A 16,349-nucleotide genomic window follows, 5' to 3' on the forward strand; every position below is an offset into this window, starting at 1 on the left:
CCCACCCGTACGCTCCCGGTATGGCCGAGGTGCGCGTGGAACGAGGGCCGGGGCGTCCCCGGCAGGAGCGCGTCACCGGCGCGGTCCTGTCGGCCGTGCTGGACCTGGTGGCCGAGCACGGCCTCAGCGCCGTCACCATGGACGCGGTGGCGGCGCGTGCCGGAGTGAGCAAGCCCGCCATCTACCGGCGCTGGCCGGGCAAGCACGACCTGTTCATCGCGGCCGCCGAGACGCGCATCGGCACGCTCAGCGTGCCCGACCTCGGGGACTTCCGCGCCGAGCTGCGGGCGGTGCTGGACGCGCGCCTGCGGGCGTACCGGATGCCGGGAACGGCCCGGCTGCTGGCCGGGTTGATCTCCGCCTCGGAGGAGGGCGGCGATGTGCGCGGCGCGTACCAGCGATACACCACCCGGATCATGAGCGAGACGCGGAAGATCCTGGAGCGGGGGATCGCCCGCGGCGACGTGCGCACCGGCGTCGACGTACGGGCCGCGGCCACGCTGGTGGCAGCCCCGATGATCTTCCGCCTGGTGATCGAGCAGGAGCTGCCCGACGAGCGCTTCGCCGCCGACCTGGCCGAACTGATCGCCCGCGCGGTGAGCTGACCAGCACCGCGAGCTCGATTTTCGGATCTTTCCTACGCAGGCTATTGCCTTCGCGACGGGCGATAACGATACTCGCCGTAACGAAAATGGTGTGTTGACGGTCACACGCTGGAGCACGTGACCGGCACACCCTGCCGACCCCATTCCCCGCACCCCCGCGGAGCCCCTCGTGACCGATACCGAAGTCGCACCCACAACGCCCGCAGATCTCCCCGAGACGGCACGAGACAACCGGCGCCGCGCATGGATCGTCACCGCCATGCTTGTCGCCTTCATGATGGTCAACTTCGCCGACAAGGCCATCCTGGGCCTGGCGGCCGACCCGATCAGGCAGGACCTCGGCCTGTCCGCCACCCAGTTCGGGCTCGCGAACAGCGCGTTCTTCCTGCTGTTCTCCATCTTCGGCGCCGCCGGTGGGCTGCTGGCCGACCGGGTGTCGCCGCGGTGGCTTTTGCTGGGCATGGCCCTGCTCTGGTCGGTGTCCCAGGCGCCGATGGCGCTCGGCGCGGGTGTCGCGATGCTGTTCGCCTCGCGGATCCTGCTGGGCGCCGCCGAGGGGCCGGCCTTTCCAATCGCCCAGCAGACCGCGCTGTCCTGGTTCCCGGACCACCGGCGCAACCTGCCCAGCTCGCTGATCACCGCAGGCACCACGCTGGGCATCGTGATCGCCGCGCCCGTGCTGACCTGGGTGGTGCGGCAACACGGCTGGCGGTCCGCGTTCGCCGTGGTGGCCGTCGCCGGCGTGCTGTGGGCGGCCGCATGGGCGTTCACCGGCAGGGAGGGCCGCCATGCGATCGCGGCCGCCACCGGAACCGCCGCGGAGCCGGGTTCCGCCAACGTCGCATACCGGCGGATCCTCGCCACCCGCAGCTGGATCGGCGTCACCGCCGCATACGCCAGCACCTACTGGATGATCGCCCTGGCACTCGTCTGGTTGCCTTCCTACCTGCACAACGGGCTGGGCTACTCCTCCACGACCTCGGCGAACCTGGTGGCGCTGGTGTGGGCGGTCAACGCCGTCGCGCTGCTGGGCCAGGCCGGGCTGACCGGGTGGCTGCTGCGTCGCGGGGTCAGCAGCCGTTGGGCCCGGGCCCGGGTCGGGGGGATCACCCTCATCCTCGCCGCTGCGGGCTGTCTCGCCCTGGCCGGCGGGCGGCGCGGGCCGCTCACCGTAATGTTGCTCGTCCTCGGGTTCGGGATCTGCGGGGTGATGGCGAGCATCGCGGTCACCACCGTGGCGGAGGTCACCCCGGCCGAACGCCGTGGCGGCGCGCTCGGCCTCATGAACGCCGTCGTGACCGTCGCGGGCCTGCTCGGGCCCGTTCTGATCGGTCGCCTGGTCGACACCCAAGGGCCGGCCGGTTACCGAACCTCCATCGTGGTCTCCGGGGTGCTGCTCCTGCTCGGCGGGCTGGCCGCGGTCACGCTCGTCGACCCGGATCGAGACCGACGCCGCCTGGCGCGATGACATGGCAGTTCTACGAAATCCCGGCTCGGCGCCGCGGCGCCACTTCCATCACACACGAAGAGGGATCTGGTCATGACGAACCTCGCTCAGAATCTGGCCGCCTCGACAGCCCGCGACAGCGCCGCCCCCGCCATCCGCCTCGGCGACGCGGTTGTGTCGTTCGCACAGCTCGACGCGGCCAGCGCCCGCGTGGCCGGGCTGCTGCGGGAGCGCGGCGTGCAGCCCGGTGACCGGGTCGGCATCATGCTGCCGAACGTGCCGCAGTTCGCCGCCGCCTACTACGGCATCCTGCGCGCCGGCGCCGTCGTGGTGCCGATGAACGTGCTGCTCAAGTCCCGCGAGGTCGCGTTCTACCTGAGCGACTCGCAGGCCAAGCTGGTGCTGGCCTGGCACGGCTTCGCCGAGGACGCAGTGTCCGGCGCGGCCGCCGCCGGCACCGAGTGCCTGGTGGTGGCGCCGGGCGAGTTCGAGGCCCTGCTGGCGGACACCGCGCCGCAGGACGGCGTCGTCGAACGCGACGCCGCCGACACCGCAGTCATCCTCTACACCTCCGGCACCACAGGCATGCCCAAGGGTGCGGAGCTCAGCCACGCCAGCCTGACCCGCAACGCGCAGGTCGCGATCGACCTGATGTCGATTGCCTGCGACGACGTCGTGCTCGGCGCCTTGCCGCTGTTCCACTCGTTCGGCCAGACCTGCGGACTCAACGCCGCGGTCGCCGCCGGCGCCTGCTTGGCGCTCGTGCCGCGCTTCGACCCGCAGACGGTGCTCCACACGATCCACCACCACCGCGTCACGGTCTTCCAGGGTGTGCCGACGATGTATGTCGCGCTGCTCAGCGCCCCGGAGCGGGCGAAGTTCGACGTCGACTGCCTGCGGCTGTGCGCGTCCGGCGGAGCTGCGCTGCCGGTCGAGGTCATGCGCGCGTTCGAGGAGGCGTTCGGCTGCGTCCTCCTCGAGGGCTACGGCCTGTCGGAGACGTCTCCGGTCGCCTCGTTCAACCACGCCGACCGGGAACGCAAGCCCGGGTCGATCGGCACCCCGGTCGCCGGGGTGGAGATGGCGCTGCGCGACGTCGAGAACGGCATCGGCGAGATCGTGATCCGCGGCCACAACATAATGAAGGGCTACTGGGGCCGCCCGGACGCGACCGCTGAGGCGATCGACGCGGACGGCTGGTTCCGCTCCGGCGACCTCGCGCGCATCGACGAGGATGGCTACTTCTTCATCGTCGACCGCAAGAAGGACATGATCATCCGTGGCGGCTACAACGTCTACCCGCGCGAGATCGAGGAATTGCTGTACGAGCACCCGGCGGTGCGCGAGGCGGCCGTCATCGGCATCCCACACCCGGAACTGGGCGAGGAGACCTGCGCCGCGGTCGCACTCAAGGACGGCGCCACGGCCACCCCCGACGAGCTGCGCGAACACGTGAAGGCGCAGGCGGCGGCGTACAAGTACCCACGGCACGTGTGGATCGTCGACGAGCTGCCGAAGTCGCCGACCGGCAAGATTCTCAAGCGCGCGATCGAAGCGCCCGCGCACCTGCTCGCCTGACACATCGCCGACCCCTCGCCGACAAGGACCCTCGCCCCGATGACAATCACCCCTGCCGTCACTTCCCGACTCGACCAGATGATCGCCGCGCTGTCCGAGGGCGAGCGCGGCTGGGCCCGCGAGTCGCTCGCCGCACGCCGCGCCCTGCTGATGGACGTGCACGCGAACGTCGCCGCCAAGGCCGAGGAATGGGTACGCGTCGCCGCAACCATCAAGCAGCTGCCCGCCGCCTCCCCGCTGCTCGGCGAGGAATGGACCAGCGGCCCGTGGGCGGTCCTCGGCTACCTGCCCGCGCTGGCGGAGACGCTGACCCGCCTGGAACAGGGGCGTGACCTGCTGGACGGATACCGCGTCGGCACCGCCCCCGGCGACCGTGTGGCCATCGACGTGTTGCCGCACCAGGTCTACGACCGGCTGCTGCTCAGTGGCTTCACTGCCGAGGTCTGGATGGAGCCGGGCGTGACCGAGCGTGAGACCAGGGAGAATGCCGGGCTGGGCCTGCGCACGCCGGAACAGACCGCCGGGGTCGCCGTGGTGATGGGCGCCGGCAACATCACCTCCATCGCGCCGCTGGACGTGCTCTACCAGCTCTACGCGTACAACCGGGTGGTGCTGCTGAAGCTCAACCCGATCACCGACGCGCTGCTGCCGGTGTTCGAAGCGGTCTTCGCTCCGTTCATCGAACGCGGCTATCTGCGCATCGTCACCGGTGACGCGGCCGTCGGCGACCACCTCGTGACCCATGCGGGCGTCGCCGCCGTACACATCACCGGCAGCGAGGCCACCCACGACGCGATCGTCTGGGGCGCCGGCGCGGCCGGTGTCGCGGCGAAGGCCGCGAATGCGCCGCGCCTGCGGAAGCCGATGACCAGTGAGCTTGGCGGAGTCTCCCCGACGATCGTGGTGCCCGGCCGCTGGTCGAAGGCGGACATCCGGTTCCAGGCCGAACACATCGCCACGCAGCGGCTGCACAACAGCGGCTTCAACTGCATCGCCGCCCAGATCGTCGTCGTCGGCAAGGACTGGCCGCAGAAGCAGGAGTTCCTCAGCGCACTACGCGCCGCGTTCGCCGACGCGCCCGAGCGCCCCGCCTGGTACCCGGGCTGCGACGTGCGCGTGGCCGGCGCGCGGCAGGCGCACCCGCAGCACGAGGCGCTCGGCGGCCGCACCCTGCTGTGGGGGCTCGACCTGGCCGACGAGGCCGAGTCCGCGTTCGACACCGAATACTTCGGCCCGGTCCTCGGCGTCGCCGAGCTGCCCGGTTCCGCTCTGGAGTTCCTCGACGCCGCGGTCGACCTCGCCAACGAGCGCCTGCACGGCACGCTGGGCGCCAACCTGGTGATCGACCCCCGCACCCGGCGGCAGCTCGGCCCGCATCTGAGGGAGAGCATCGCCCGGCTGCGCTACGGCACCGTCGGCGTCAACGCGTGGACCGGCGTCGGCTACCTGACCGCCCGCGCGACCTGGGGAGCCTTCCCCGGCCACCCCTTGGACGACATCGGCAGCGGCCGAGGCGTGGTGCACAACTCGCTGCTGCTGCACCGGCCCGAACGGACCGTCGTCTACGGACCGTTCCGGCCGCTGCCCCGGTCGGTGCTCACCGGAGAGTTCAGCATCACCCCGAAGCCACCGTGGTTCGTGACGAACCGGACGGCCGCGACGACCGGGCGGCGGCTGACCGCGTTCGCCGCGCGGCCCCGATGGACGGCCCTGCCCGGCATCTTCGCCTCCGCCCTGCGGGGGTGAGAACTGCTCGCCGCGGCTCGAAATCTTGAACGTTATCGGGGGGTTTTCGGGGGCGATTCAAACCGCATAGATAAACGTCAGGCCCTGGCCAGAGTTTCCGCTGGTCAGGGCCGGACGCTCTGGAACCGCCTGACGGAGTCGAACCGATTACGGATTATTCGATCTTGGCTGTTCGCGGCTTGCACCGCCCGCTCCAACGCCGGCGCGGCCCACCGACGACCTCTTCAAAAGAAGAAGCCCAGGCCGTTGACCTGGGCTTTCTCACCGAGCCGCCTGACGGAATCGAACCGTCGACCTACGCATTACGAGTGCGTCGCTCTAGCCGACTGAGCTAAGGCGGCAACGGTCACTGAGTGTACGGCATCGGCGGGCGTGCGCCCGAACGGGTCCGGCGATCGCGCGTCGCAACCGGACGCCGAGCGTCATACCACCGGACTAGTCTGCCTTCCGTGAGCGACCAACACCCTCCCCGGCGTCGGCGGTCGGCGGAGGCGGAGCCCTCCGTCGCGCGGCGCCCGGTGAGCATGGATCCGCAGCAACTCGGCTTCACGCCGCAGCGACCCGTGGGCTGGCTGGCCCCGTTGCTGCTGCTCAGCACCGGTCTCCGGACCCTGATGGCGATACTCTTCGGCGCCTATCTGGACAAACGCGAGTTGCAGAACGCCCTCTCCGCCGACTCCTTCGCGCACCCCGGCATCGACGGTGAGCTGTGGTTCGACTACGTCGCCGACCTGGGTGACGGCTTCCACGCGACCTACTCGGTCGCGTACCTGCTGGCGCAGCCGCGGCTCGAGATCGACGGGCGGGTCCTGCCGCGCGGTCAGCTGCTGCTCATGGGCGGCGATCAGGTCTACCCACTCGCCAACGGCGACGGCTACGAGAACCGCACCAAGGGCCCCTACCGCGCCGCCCTGCCGGAACCGCCGGCCAAGGGACCGCAGCCCACGCTCTTCGCGCTGCCCGGCAACCACGACTGGTATGACGGTCTGACCGCATTCCTCCGCCTCTTCGCCCGTCGCAAGGACGGGCATATCGGCGGATGGCGCACCCAGCAGAGCCGGTCCTACTTCGCGGTGGAACTGCCCGCCAACTGGTGGTTGTTCGCGATCGACGAGCAGTTCGGCGCCTACATCGACGATCCGCAGCTGGTCTACTTCGAGGACGCGGCCCGCGATCTCGGCCCCGAGGACCGGGTCATCCTGATGACGCCGTCGCCGACCTGGGTCAAGGCCGCGAAGAAGCCCGAGGCGTACGACGCGATCGACTACTTCATCCGCACGATCCTCGCGCCGACCGGTGCGCACGTGCGGGTGCTGCTCTCCGGCGACCTGCACCACTACGCGCGCTACACGGGTGAGGACCGCGAGCTGATCACGTGCGGTGGCGGCGGGGCATACCTCGCGGCGACCCACAACCTGCCGGAGGCCCTCACCGTGCCGCCCCGGGAGACGCTGACCCGCAACGCGAGCCGGAGCCGGCGCTATTCGCTGGTCTCCCGCTTCCCGGGTGCCGAGGAGTCCCGGCGGATGAGCTGGGGCGTGTTCGCCCGGGTGCCGAAGCGCAACCCGGGCTTCGCCACGATGCTCGGCATCATCCAGACGCTGACGATGCTCGCGATGTCCGGCGCGGCCGGCCAGGCGGGGACGCTCCAGCGGCTGTTCAGCATCCCGCTTGTGATCATGATGTTCCTGGTCCTGGCCGGCACGGTGCTGTTCGCCCAGCCGCCGAAGGCCAACGCCGCGGCGCATTCCCGGCACTGGATCCTCGGGCTGCTGCACGGGTTCGCGCAACTCGCGCTCGCGGCCGCCGGCACCTGGGTCTGGCTGCGATTGCCCTTCCACGACTGGACGTGGCCGGGTCCACCGGTGGTGGCGGCGGTGCTTTACGGGCCGCTGATCGCCTACCTCGCGACCGCGTTGCTGTCGCTCTACCTGCTGGTCGCGGGCCGCTTCGACGTGAACGTCAACGAGCTGTTCGCGGGGCAGGGCATCGAGGACGCCAAGAGCTTCCTCAGGATGCACATCGCCGCGAACGGCGCGCTGACCGTGCACGCGATCGGCGTCGACAAGATCTGCCGCCAGTGGGTGGCGGACCCGGACGCCGCCCCGGACGCCTCATGGCTGCGGCCGCAGGAGCCGCTGACTCCCCACCTGATCGAGCCGCCCATCGTGGTGGACAACCCGGCGACCCGGCCCGGCGTCCCCGAACATCACAGCTAGAGCCTGTTCTGGAAAGGGGGTCGAGGCGAGGCGAGGTTCCAGGTACCGGATGATCGCGGCGTGCGACCAGGCGGCAGCAGAGCCATCCGGTACGCGGCCGAGCCGCGCGGTTCCGCATGGCCACCCGTGATCCCGACCGCGCCGCGCGATTCCGCATCGCCACCCATGATCCCGACCGCGCCGTGGGCGCCGTGCGTGTGCACCTAGGCCGCGCGGGCCCGCCGCAGCCCGGCCACCTTTCCAGAACAGGCCCCAAGCGCTGTAATCAAGCTCAGTGCCAGTTGTCGTAGCTGAGGACGCGGCACACCAGGACCACCCGGCCGGTCAGTTGGCCTAGCCGCACCGCGTCACGGTGCGTCCATTTGAAGGGCCAAATCGCGCCGACCATCAGGTATTTTTCCTTGGGCCCGTCCGGCGGCACGATGAGTTGATACTCCTGGAACGGGCCCACACTGCGGTTCAGAGCCTGATGCTTCCACTCACGCCGGCTGCGCTCGCCGAGCGTAACCACCGCGACCCTTTCCATCAGGAGCAACGTGGTGTAGCCCTTGGGAATCGCCCGGTCCAGCTCCGTGAGCTCCGGCTGCTGGTCCGCCGGGAACAGCAAGGAGGGCCGCTCGTGCGCCCAGTAGAGCCGACCGGCCTCGGGAAAGCTTCGATCAAACGGGTTCACGCCCCCCGGCGGCCAGTCGAACCCCCGATGCTCAAGATGGGGCAGCCGCTCTCGATGATCCGTCATGACCACGACTCTAGGGAGGCCGGCCACACCGCCTGAACGGTATGACGCCGCCCGGACCATCCGGCCGGGAAGGCGCCCGTCCAAGGCACTGGCGCCCGTTTCGGCCATACGGCGGCGGGCCCGACGGACCCGGCCCCGGCCCCGAAGGCTGTGCGGGTCAGGTGTAGCGCTCCTCGTGGGCCTGGCGGGGTGCGCAGACCGACGCCCTGCTGCACGAGCAGCGGGAGCCGTCGGCGTCCATCCGGACCACCACCGCATCCTTCGGGACGCTGTGCGCCACCACCCGGCCGTCGCCGTCCGGGGTCGAGACGCGGCTGCCCACCGCCGGCGCCGCGGCCTGGAACTTCTGGTACAGCGGGTGTTCGTACTTGAGGCAGCACATGAGGCGGCCGCACGCGCCCGAGATGCGTAGCGGGTTCAGGGGCAGGTCCTGGTCCTTCGCCATGCGGATCGTCACCGGTTCGAAGTCCGTCAGGAAGGTCGCGCAGCAGAGGTCCCGGCCGCAGGAGCCGATTCCGCCCTGCACCCGGGCCGAGTCGCGAGCCGACAGCTGGCGCAGCTCCACCCGGCAGCGCAGCGTCGCACCAAGGTCCCGGACCAGGGAGCGGAAGTCGACCCGGTGCGGCGCCGTGAAGTAGATCGTCGTTCGGGCGCCGCCCGCGCCGCCCTGTTCCAGGACGTGGTCGACGGCCACGACCTTCATCGGGAGTTCGTGCGCCTTGATCAGCTTCTTGGCCGCGACCTTGGCCTCGGCCTTGCGTTTGCGCAGCAGCTCGTCGCGGCGCAGGTCGTCGTCCGCGGCAAGGCCGGCGACCTTGGGGAACCCCTCGGTGTCCTCGCTGACCCATTGCGCAGCCCAGACGCACTCCGCCACCTCGGGCCCGTCGTCGGTCGGGACCAGCACCCGGTCGCCGACCTTGGGCGAGAACTCGCCCGGGTCGAGGTAGTAGAGGCGGCCGTACCTATTGAAGCTGACCGCGCACAGCATGCCCATGAACACACCCTACGGCGACGGACCCGTGGTGCGAAGTGGCGCAGAACTGCATAGATCCGCGCAACCCACAGAATCGACTCTCGTTGGGCCATCCCGTAGACGTCGCTCTTTGCGGCAATCCTTGGGGGAGGAACTTTCATGATGCCCGCCGTGCCAGCACGGGTTGATCTTGTGACACCGGCCGAGCCCGTCCGGGCCGCTTCGCAATCGACCAGAAAACGCACCACCGCCGCCGCACTCGGGCTGGTGGGGGCGCTGCTCGTGCCCCTGCCGGCGGCCGCCGCGCCGGCGCCGTGTGAGCAGGCCGAACGGTACGCCGCCCAGTCCGGCGCCGAGCTCCTGCGGGTCGGGAAACTCGACCTCGGCCCCGCCGGCCGGACCGGCAAGCCGATCACCGGCGTCGGGGTCGGCGAGGCCAAGTCCGCCATGGTGGCCCAGTCGACCGTCAACGCGGCGGCGCTGAGCCGGATGCTCAACGGCGGACCGGCCGACCGCAAGAACCTCACCGAGATCTTGCAGCAGACGGCGCCGCCGAGCCATCAGGAGCCGAACCGGCGCGCCGTCAACGCCACCGACGTCGGCCCGCTCGGCCTCGGCCGCGGCGAACTGACCGCGCACGCCAAGTGGAGCGCCGGCATGGCCTGCGGTGCCGCCACCGGCCAGGCGACCCGGTCGCAGGCCCGGTTGAGCCGCGCCGGGTTGCTCGAGGACGGGGACAGCGCGCTGGTTCGCGTACCCGGGAGCATCTCGAGCCGGAGCACGACGGCGGTCGAGCGGCGCGGGTCGGCCGCGCGGACGGTCGCCTCGGCCTCGATCACCGGGGGCAGTGCCGAAGTGCTCGGCGGCGCCGTGCGGATCAAGGTGCTCAAGGCGCCCTCGCTGCTGGCCGCGATGTCCACCACCGGCGGCGGGGAGGTTCGCTACCTGCCGGCCGTGCTGGAGGTTTCCGGCGAAGGCTTCGAGACCGCGCGGCTGGACACGGCCGGCGACGACGTCGAGGTGGTGCTGGACGAGGGCGACGACACCGACCAGGGCGGCGGCAACGTCGTGAGCCAGAGGTCGGGTGTCGCGAGCGGTGCGGAGCGCGGCGACGCGGCGGGCCCGGCCGGGCGCAACCCCAAGGGCAAGAAGAAGAAGCCGGGGCTGCTCAGCGGGCTGCCGGACATCGGCAAGCTCACGTCCGGGGTTCCGGTGCCGGGGGTGCCGGGGGTGCCGAGCCTGCCCGGCCTGCCGGTGATCAGTGAGCCGCCCACCGAGACCGCGCCGGCCGGCGCGCCCGGCACCCGGGTCCGGGTCTCGCTGGGCGACGTCCGCCAGGCCACGTCCGGGCACGCCATCGCCGCGAAGGCGACCGCGATCCGCGTCGTGATCACCCAGGGCTCGGACCGCGCGGCGTACGGGCAGGGCAAGGGCGGCGTCGTCCTGGACTTCGAGATGGGCCGGCTCGAGGCGGCCGCGGTCTCCCCCGAGCCGGGCGGTCCCGGCCACGGCAACGGTCCCAACGGTCCCAACGGCCCCGACGGACCCGGCGGGCAGGGCGGGCCGGGGAACCCGCACGGCACGGTCGACGGCATCGGCGGCGGCCTGCCGATCACCGGCCCGCGGGTCGACGTGATCGCGCTGACCGGGCTGGCCCTGCTGATCGCCGGTACCGGCGCCCTGCTGTTCGGCATGCGGGGTCGTTCACGACGCTGACCGACTTCGATATGGCCGTCGAGCCGGAACGTGCCGACCTAAGGCTCGACCCGGCTACCCCGCAGGTACCGTCCTACTTCGACCGAGCGGCCGAATCCCGGCCCACCCCGGCGACAAAGGCCGGTCGGAGGCGTTGAGTGTGACGTGAGCCTGCGGGGGGTGCAGGAGGTCACGGCGCCGCTCTCGAACCGGACTTCGAGGGCGGCGCCGTCGCCGTCTTCATAGGTCAGTGCGCCTCGGCCAGTCCGGCCGAGTCACGTAGCAGGGCCTCGCCGGCGAGGCAGCCGTCCGCCACCGCCCGCAGCACCAGCGCAGCCACCTCCGCCGCCGCGTCAAGCTCGCGGGACGTGGAAAGGTCGGTCCCGCCTTCCGCGAGAACCACCGCCGCGGTCGAGCTCAGCGCCCGGGCCAGCGCGTCCGCCACCGCGTCGCGCGCACCCCGCATCCAGGCGACGAGCCCGTCGGCGAGGTCGGCCGACGCCTCCAGGCGCGCGCCCAGGCTCTCCCCACCGCCGCTCAGGTGCGCGGCGGCGCGGCGGCGGGCGGCGTCGTAGGCCTCCGCGGCCGCACCGGTCCACTCTCCCGGCCCGGGCAGCGACGCCGCGAGCGCGCCGTAGGCCCGGACGTTCCCGCGCAGGTCCGGGGCGGCGTCGAGCAGCTCCCGGGGGCTCAGCGCCGCCACGCCGCGGGCCGCGTCGCCGGGCAGCAGGCGCACCCGGCGCAGCTCCGCCCAGACGCGATGGTCCGCGGGGGCACCGCCGGCGGCGAGGAGCTCGTCGACCCGGCGCAGCAGCGGCGCCGCCGCGGCCAGGACGCGATCCAGCCGGTCCATCAGGCCTCCCGCCGGATGCGGCGCGCGGCCTCGTCGTCGGTCTCCGCGTAGCTCGCGGCGACCACACGGACGTCGGCCGCCAGGGCGGTCAGCCGGGCCGCCGCGTCGGCGGCCTCGCGGGACCGGGCGGCCAGCACGGCCGTCCAGCGTTCGTGCAGCAGCAGGCCCAGGCGGCCGGGCTCCCCCGCGTCGTCGGCGCCGAACGCGCCCGGCGACGAGCCGTGCGCGGGCAGCAAACGGTCCACAGTGCTCAGCGCGTCGGCGAGGGACTCCAGGCGCTCGGCGAGCCGCTCCATGTCAGCGCTCCCCCAGAGATCGGAACTCACCGAACACCTCGTCGTGCAGCTTGCGCCGCGCCCAGCGGGCCGCCTCGTTCGCGGCCGTCACCACCGCCTGAACCTCGCGGGACAGCTCGGCCGCGCCGCGGTGCTGGAGGCTGCCACGGATGTGCACGCCGGTGATCTCGCCGGCCGCGGTCACCAGGATCTCGATCGAGCCGTCCGGCGAGTGCACCGAGACCACGTGCACGGCGACCGCCTTCTCGAACTCACCCCGCAGCACGTCGAGGCGGCGGTAGCGCTCGATCGCCTCGTCGATCCATGCCTCGTCGATCTCGCGGGGCATCCGCAGGCTCCTTACCCGGCGTGTCGCCGCGGTCGCGGTGCGACACCGAACCGTACCCGGTCGGGTGACCCCCGCGCAGCCCTTGTTCGTCCCCTGTGGATTACCCGCGCCAGAGGTTCAGCATCATCGCCTCGACGGCGATTCTCGGCTTCACGTTCTGCTCGATGGCGTCGCGGCAGGCCAGGACCGCCTCAAGCCGGCGCAGGGTGCTCTCCGGCGTCCACTTGCCGGCCGCGGCCGAGGACGACGCCGCGGTGTCGGTGTGCACGACCGCGACCGGGGCGCGCAGGTTGGTCACCAGCACGTCGCGGTAGAAGCCGGCCAGGTCGACAAGGGCGCGGTCCAGGGCGTCGCGCTGCGAGCGGGTCGCGCGGGACTTCTGCCGCTTCTCCAGCTCCTTGAGCTGCCCGGCCGCGCCGCGCATCGCGCCGGCCGCGCCCCGGCCCGTGCCGCCGGCGCCGAGTGCCTGCTCCAGCGCCGCGCGTTCCGCGGTGTTGTTCTCCGCGAACGCCGTGGCCGACTCCGCCTCCGCCGCCTCGATCAGCGCGGACGCGGCGTCGAAACACGCGCCGACGCCGGTCAGCCGGCGCGGAACGGCCAGCACCGCCTCGCGGCGGCCGCGCGCCTCCGGGTCGTTCGCGAGCCGCTTGGCGCGGCCCACGTGGCCCTGCGCGGCGGCCGCGGCCCAGGCGGCGACGTCGGGCGCGATGCCGTCGCGGCGTACGAGAACCTCGGCGACGGCCTCGGCGGGCGGCTGCCGCAGCGGCACTACCCGGCAGCGCGACCGGATGGTCACCGAGATGTCGTCCGGGTGCGTCGACGGGGTGCAGAGCAGGAACACCGTACGCGGCGGCGGCTCCTCGATGGCCTTGAGCAGCGCGTTTCCGGCCGCCTCGGTGAGCCGGTCGGCGTCCTCGATCACCACCGCCTGCCACCGACCGCCCGAGGGGGCGGTGCCGGCGCGGAGCACGAGCGCCCGCATCTCGTTCACGCCGATCGAGAGGCCCTCCGGAACCACGAAGCGCACGTCGGCGTGGGTGCCGCCGAGCACGGTGTGGCAGCCGTGGCACTCGCCGCAGCCGGTGCCCTCGCGCTCGCATTCCAGCGCCGCGGCCAGCGCGCGGGCGGCGACGGAGCGGCCCGAGCCCGGCGGGCCGGTGAAGATCCAGGCGTGGGTCATGGCGCCGTTCGGCGCGACGGTGTCACCGGCGACGATCCGGGCGGCGGCCGCCGCGGCCCGGCGCATCGTCTCGACGGCCTCGTCCTGCCCGACCAGGTCCGCGAACACACTCATGGCGTCGATTCTCGCTCGCTCACGGCCGGTCGCCCACCCGCGGCGGCTCGTCGTCACCGGCAGCGTCGCCCTCGTCGCCCTCATCGGCGACGGCCAGGGAGGCAGCGGCCGGCGCCGGGTCGGCGTCTTCGCCGGCGCGCGGGGAAGCGGCGGCGCGCGGGGAGGCGGCGGCCGGAGCGGGGTCGGCGTCGTTGTCGGCCGCGGCGGGCGAGCCGAGCGGCACGATCATCGTCTCGTCCGGCGTGGTGCCCGCCAGGATCACCATCGTCTCGTCCGGCAGCGGAGAGCCGGCGGCCGGGCGCATCACGACCGTCTCGTCCGGCCCGGGAGCGGCGGAGGCGGGACGCACGATCATCGTCTCGTCCGGCCCGGCGCCGGGCGTCACCACCATCGTCTCGTCCGGGGCGCCCGCGGCGCCGAACCCCATCACCAGCGTCTCGTCCGGCTTTCCCGGGGTGCCGATGCCGATCACCATCGTCTCGGCGGGGTCGGCGTGCGGGGCGACCACCGCGGTATCCACCAGGTCCGGCGCGTTCAGGTCCGGCCCCGGCGGAACCGCCGTGGACGCCGGCGCCGGGTGGCTGTCGTCCCCCGAGCTCAGCAGCCCGTTGATCCGCGTCGCCACCACGTCGGCGATCTCGTCCGCCGGCCGCGCCGCGTCCAGCACCAGATAGCGTTTCGGGTCCGCCGACGCCAGGTCGAGGAACGCGTACCGCACCCGCTCGTGGAACGAGCGGGACTCGCTCTCCAGCCGGTCCGGGCCCAGGCCACGGGTATCGACCCGGCCAAGCCCCACGGCCGGATCAACGTCGAGCAGCACGACCAGGTCGGGCTTGAGACCGCCGGTCGCCCACGAGGACAGCCAGGAGATCTCCTGGACCGGCAGCGTCCGGCCCGCACCCTGGTACGCCAGCGACGAGTCCACGTACCGGTCGCTGACCACGACCGCGCCCCGCCCCAGCGCCGGGCGCACGACGGTGGCCACGTGGTGTGCGCGGTCGGCGGCGTAGAGCAGCGCCTCGGCGCGCGGCGACGGCGCGTCCGTGCCGTCGCCGTTGGAGAGCACCAGGCTGCGGATGCGGGAGCCCACGTCGGTCGCGCCCGGTTCGCGGGTGACGACGACATCGTGGCCCGCCTTTGCCAGCGCCTCCGAGAGCCGGTTGACCTGCGTGGACTTGCCGGCGCCCTCGCCGCCCTCGAAGACCACGAAGATGCCCTGCCGGGTGAACTCCTCGGCCGCGGAGAGCGGGCGGCCCCGGATCGAGCTCCACAGGTCGGCCAGGACCGGCACGCCGTGCTTGTCGTCCATCTGCCGGAACGCGCTGATCCCGGTCCAGACGCCGATCACGCCGGCGACCAGCAGCAGGATGCGCGTCGACGAGATGTCGACGGAGACGCTGCCCGCCGAGATGGTGCGGGAGCTGCCGAGGCCGACCAGGAGGCCGGCGAGCGAGATGGCCAGCAGCAGGACGAGCCGGGCGCCGATCTGCACCACGGAGAAGACCCGGCCGCGCACCTCGTCGTTGACCTGGCCGCCGAGCAGGGTGACGCCGGCCAGGAACGCCATGCCGGCGCCGGCGCCGACGAAGAGCGCGCCGAAGAGCGCCATTGACAGGTGGAACGCGACGGACAGGAAGCCGACCGCGCCGCTGGCGAGCACGATGCTCATGCCGAACCAGCGGCGCCGGGACAGCTCCTTGACGACCATCGGGCCCAGCCCGATGCCGGCCGCGAGGCCGATGAAGAGCGTCGCGAAGAGCAGGAAGAAGGCGGCGTCGCCGGCGCCGAGCGAGGCGGTGAAGAAGCGGGCGGTGCCGATGACGATGCCGGCGCCGGCGAACGCGCCGAAGATGCCGAGCACCAGGCCCCGCACGAACGGGGTGCCGCCGATGTACTTCCAGCCCTCGACGAACTGCCGGAACATGCTGGTCTCGGCGGCACGCTCCTGCCGTTCGCGGTGGCCCGCGCTGATCTCCTTGATGCCGAAGAAGACCACCGCCGCGGTGGCGGCCCGGGAGAACGCGTTGATCCAGAGCGCGATCTGCACCGGCTCGGCCCAGTCGGGCAGCCCGCCGATCGGCCCGCGGACGACGCCGTCGAGCGCGGCCAGGGCGAGCGCGGCGAGGATCGGCGTGATGCCGTACGTGGTGATCAGGGTGAGCTGGTTGGAGACCTCGAGGCGGGCCGCCGGGATCAGGTTGGGTACCGCGGCCTCCTTGGCCGGGATCCACATCAGGGTGATGGTCTCGCCGATGAAGGTGGCGATGACCGCCCAGGTGACGACCAGCCCGCCGGAGTCGCTGATCAGCGCGACGACCGGGATCGAGCCGTAGACGAAAAAGCGCAGAATGTCGCAGATGACCATGGTGTACCGCCGGTCGAACCGGTCGGCGAACACGCCCGCGATCGGGCCGAGCAGCAGGGCGGGCAGCAGGCGGATCGCGATCGTGCTGCTGAACGCGCTGCCCTGCGCCACGCTGCCGGTCACCTGCTGAGAGGCGAACAGGGCGGTGGCCAGCGTGCCGATCCAGTCGCCGAACGAGGCCACGCTGAGCACGAGCCAGAGCCGACGGAAC

General features: G+C 72.2%; 12 protein-coding genes, 1 tRNA gene and 1 pseudogene. 6 read left to right on the forward strand and 8 right to left on the reverse strand.

Annotated elements, in window-relative coordinates:
* Positions 1 to 20 precede the first annotated feature (20 nt).
* The 4 genes from BJ971_RS37325 to BJ971_RS37340 all read left to right on the forward strand — a co-directional run bounded on the left by BJ971_RS37325 (position 21) and on the right by BJ971_RS37340 (position 5,376).
* Entirely contained in the window at positions 21 to 605 is a 585-nt protein-coding gene (locus tag BJ971_RS37325; protein ID WP_184998008.1) for a TetR/AcrR family transcriptional regulator, read from the forward strand.
* A gap of 169 nt (positions 606 to 774) precedes the next feature.
* Positions 775 to 2,073 carry an MFS transporter gene (locus BJ971_RS37330; RefSeq protein WP_221478925.1) on the forward strand — a complete coding sequence of 433 codons (1,299 nt, stop codon included), beginning with the start codon at positions 775 to 777 and terminating at the stop codon, positions 2,071 to 2,073.
* 72 nt (positions 2,074 to 2,145) lie between these two features.
* Positions 2,146 to 3,630 carry a long-chain-fatty-acid--CoA ligase gene (locus BJ971_RS37335; RefSeq protein ID WP_184998009.1) on the forward strand — a complete coding sequence of 495 codons (1,485 nt, stop codon included), beginning with the start codon at positions 2,146 to 2,148 and terminating at the stop codon, positions 3,628 to 3,630.
* 39 nt (positions 3,631 to 3,669) lie between these two features.
* Entirely contained in the window at positions 3,670 to 5,376 is a 1,707-nt protein-coding gene (locus tag BJ971_RS37340) for an aldehyde dehydrogenase family protein (RefSeq protein WP_184998010.1), read from the forward strand.
* 267 nt (positions 5,377 to 5,643) lie between these two features.
* On the opposite strand, the gene BJ971_RS37345 is transcribed toward BJ971_RS37340, so the two are convergent.
* Positions 5,644 to 5,717, reverse strand: a tRNA-Thr gene (locus BJ971_RS37345).
* Between the two features lie 108 nt (positions 5,718 to 5,825).
* Between BJ971_RS37345 and BJ971_RS37350 the strand changes: the two genes are divergently transcribed.
* Positions 5,826 to 7,595: a metallophosphoesterase gene (locus BJ971_RS37350; RefSeq protein WP_377885242.1), complete on the forward strand. Its 1,770-nt coding sequence runs from the start codon at positions 5,826 to 5,828 to the stop codon at positions 7,593 to 7,595.
* A 271-nt stretch (positions 7,596 to 7,866) separates the two neighbouring features.
* Here BJ971_RS37350 and BJ971_RS37355 read toward each other — a convergent pair whose 3' ends face one another.
* Entirely contained in the window at positions 7,867 to 8,334 is a 468-nt protein-coding gene (locus BJ971_RS37355; protein ID WP_184998011.1) for a hypothetical protein, read from the reverse strand.
* Positions 8,335 to 8,491: 157 nt separating this feature from the next.
* Positions 8,492 to 9,328 carry a PSP1 domain-containing protein gene (locus BJ971_RS37360; protein ID WP_184998012.1) on the reverse strand — a complete coding sequence of 279 codons (837 nt, stop codon included), beginning with the start codon at positions 9,326 to 9,328 and terminating at the stop codon, positions 8,492 to 8,494.
* Between the two features lie 246 nt (positions 9,329 to 9,574).
* On the opposite strand from BJ971_RS37360, the gene BJ971_RS37365 reads away from it, so the two are divergent.
* The gene (locus BJ971_RS37365) at positions 9,575 to 11,023 is read left to right on the forward strand and encodes a hypothetical protein (RefSeq protein ID WP_184998013.1); all 1,449 of its coding nucleotides are present in this window, start codon (positions 9,575 to 9,577) and stop codon (positions 11,021 to 11,023) included.
* Positions 11,024 to 11,249: 226 nt separating this feature from the next.
* Here BJ971_RS37365 and BJ971_RS37370 read toward each other — a convergent pair whose 3' ends face one another.
* The 5 genes and pseudogenes from BJ971_RS37370 to tmk form a co-directional block, all read right to left on the reverse strand.
* The gene (locus BJ971_RS37370; protein ID WP_184998014.1) at positions 11,250 to 11,855 is read right to left on the reverse strand and encodes a hypothetical protein; all 606 of its coding nucleotides are present in this window, start codon (positions 11,853 to 11,855) and stop codon (positions 11,250 to 11,252) included.
* Complete coding sequence (locus tag BJ971_RS37375) at positions 11,855 to 12,151, reverse strand: type VII secretion target (protein WP_184998015.1); 297 nt, start codon at positions 12,149 to 12,151, stop codon at positions 11,855 to 11,857. The genes BJ971_RS37370 and BJ971_RS37375 overlap by 1 nt, the downstream gene beginning before the upstream one ends.
* Before the next feature lies 1 nt (position 12,152).
* Positions 12,153 to 12,479, reverse strand: a complete 327-nt coding sequence (locus BJ971_RS37380; protein WP_184998016.1) for a YbaB/EbfC family nucleoid-associated protein — start codon at positions 12,477 to 12,479, stop codon at positions 12,153 to 12,155.
* Between the two features lie 100 nt (positions 12,480 to 12,579).
* On the reverse strand, positions 12,580 to 13,773 hold the full coding sequence (locus BJ971_RS37385; protein ID WP_184998017.1) for a DNA polymerase III subunit delta': 1,194 nt from the start codon (positions 13,771 to 13,773) through the stop codon (positions 12,580 to 12,582).
* Between the two features lie 502 nt (positions 13,774 to 14,275).
* Positions 14,276 to 16,330 (reverse strand): annotated as a pseudogene (gene tmk / locus BJ971_RS37390) (dTMP kinase); the annotation flags it as partial.
* Positions 16,331 to 16,349: the final 19 nt, after the last annotated feature.

It is taken from the genome of Amorphoplanes digitatis (assembly GCF_014205335.1).
Lineage (GTDB): Bacteria > Actinomycetota > Actinomycetes > Mycobacteriales > Micromonosporaceae > Actinoplanes > Actinoplanes digitatus.

Excerpts from the sequence above, each read along its gene's own strand:
- BJ971_RS37370 (WP_184998014.1), bottom strand. The coding sequence starts at position 11,855 with ATGGACCGGCTGGATCGCGTCCTGGCCGCGGCGGCGCCGCTGCTGCGC.
- BJ971_RS37360 (WP_184998012.1), bottom strand. The coding sequence starts at position 9,328 with ATGGGCATGCTGTGCGCGGTCAGCTTCAATAGGTACGGCCGCCTCTAC.
- BJ971_RS37385 (WP_184998017.1), bottom strand. The coding sequence starts at position 13,773 with ATGAGTGTGTTCGCGGACCTGGTCGGGCAGGACGAGGCCGTCGAGACG.
- BJ971_RS37380 (WP_184998016.1), bottom strand. The coding sequence starts at position 12,479 with ATGCCCCGCGAGATCGACGAGGCATGGATCGACGAGGCGATCGAGCGC.
- BJ971_RS37375 (WP_184998015.1), bottom strand. The coding sequence starts at position 12,151 with ATGGAGCGGCTCGCCGAGCGCCTGGAGTCCCTCGCCGACGCGCTGAGC.
- BJ971_RS37335 (WP_184998009.1), top strand. The coding sequence starts at position 2,146 with ATGACGAACCTCGCTCAGAATCTGGCCGCCTCGACAGCCCGCGACAGC.
- BJ971_RS37340 (WP_184998010.1), top strand. The coding sequence starts at position 3,670 with ATGACAATCACCCCTGCCGTCACTTCCCGACTCGACCAGATGATCGCC.
- BJ971_RS37325 (WP_184998008.1), top strand. The coding sequence starts at position 21 with ATGGCCGAGGTGCGCGTGGAACGAGGGCCGGGGCGTCCCCGGCAGGAG.
- BJ971_RS37355 (WP_184998011.1), bottom strand. The coding sequence starts at position 8,334 with ATGACGGATCATCGAGAGCGGCTGCCCCATCTTGAGCATCGGGGGTTC.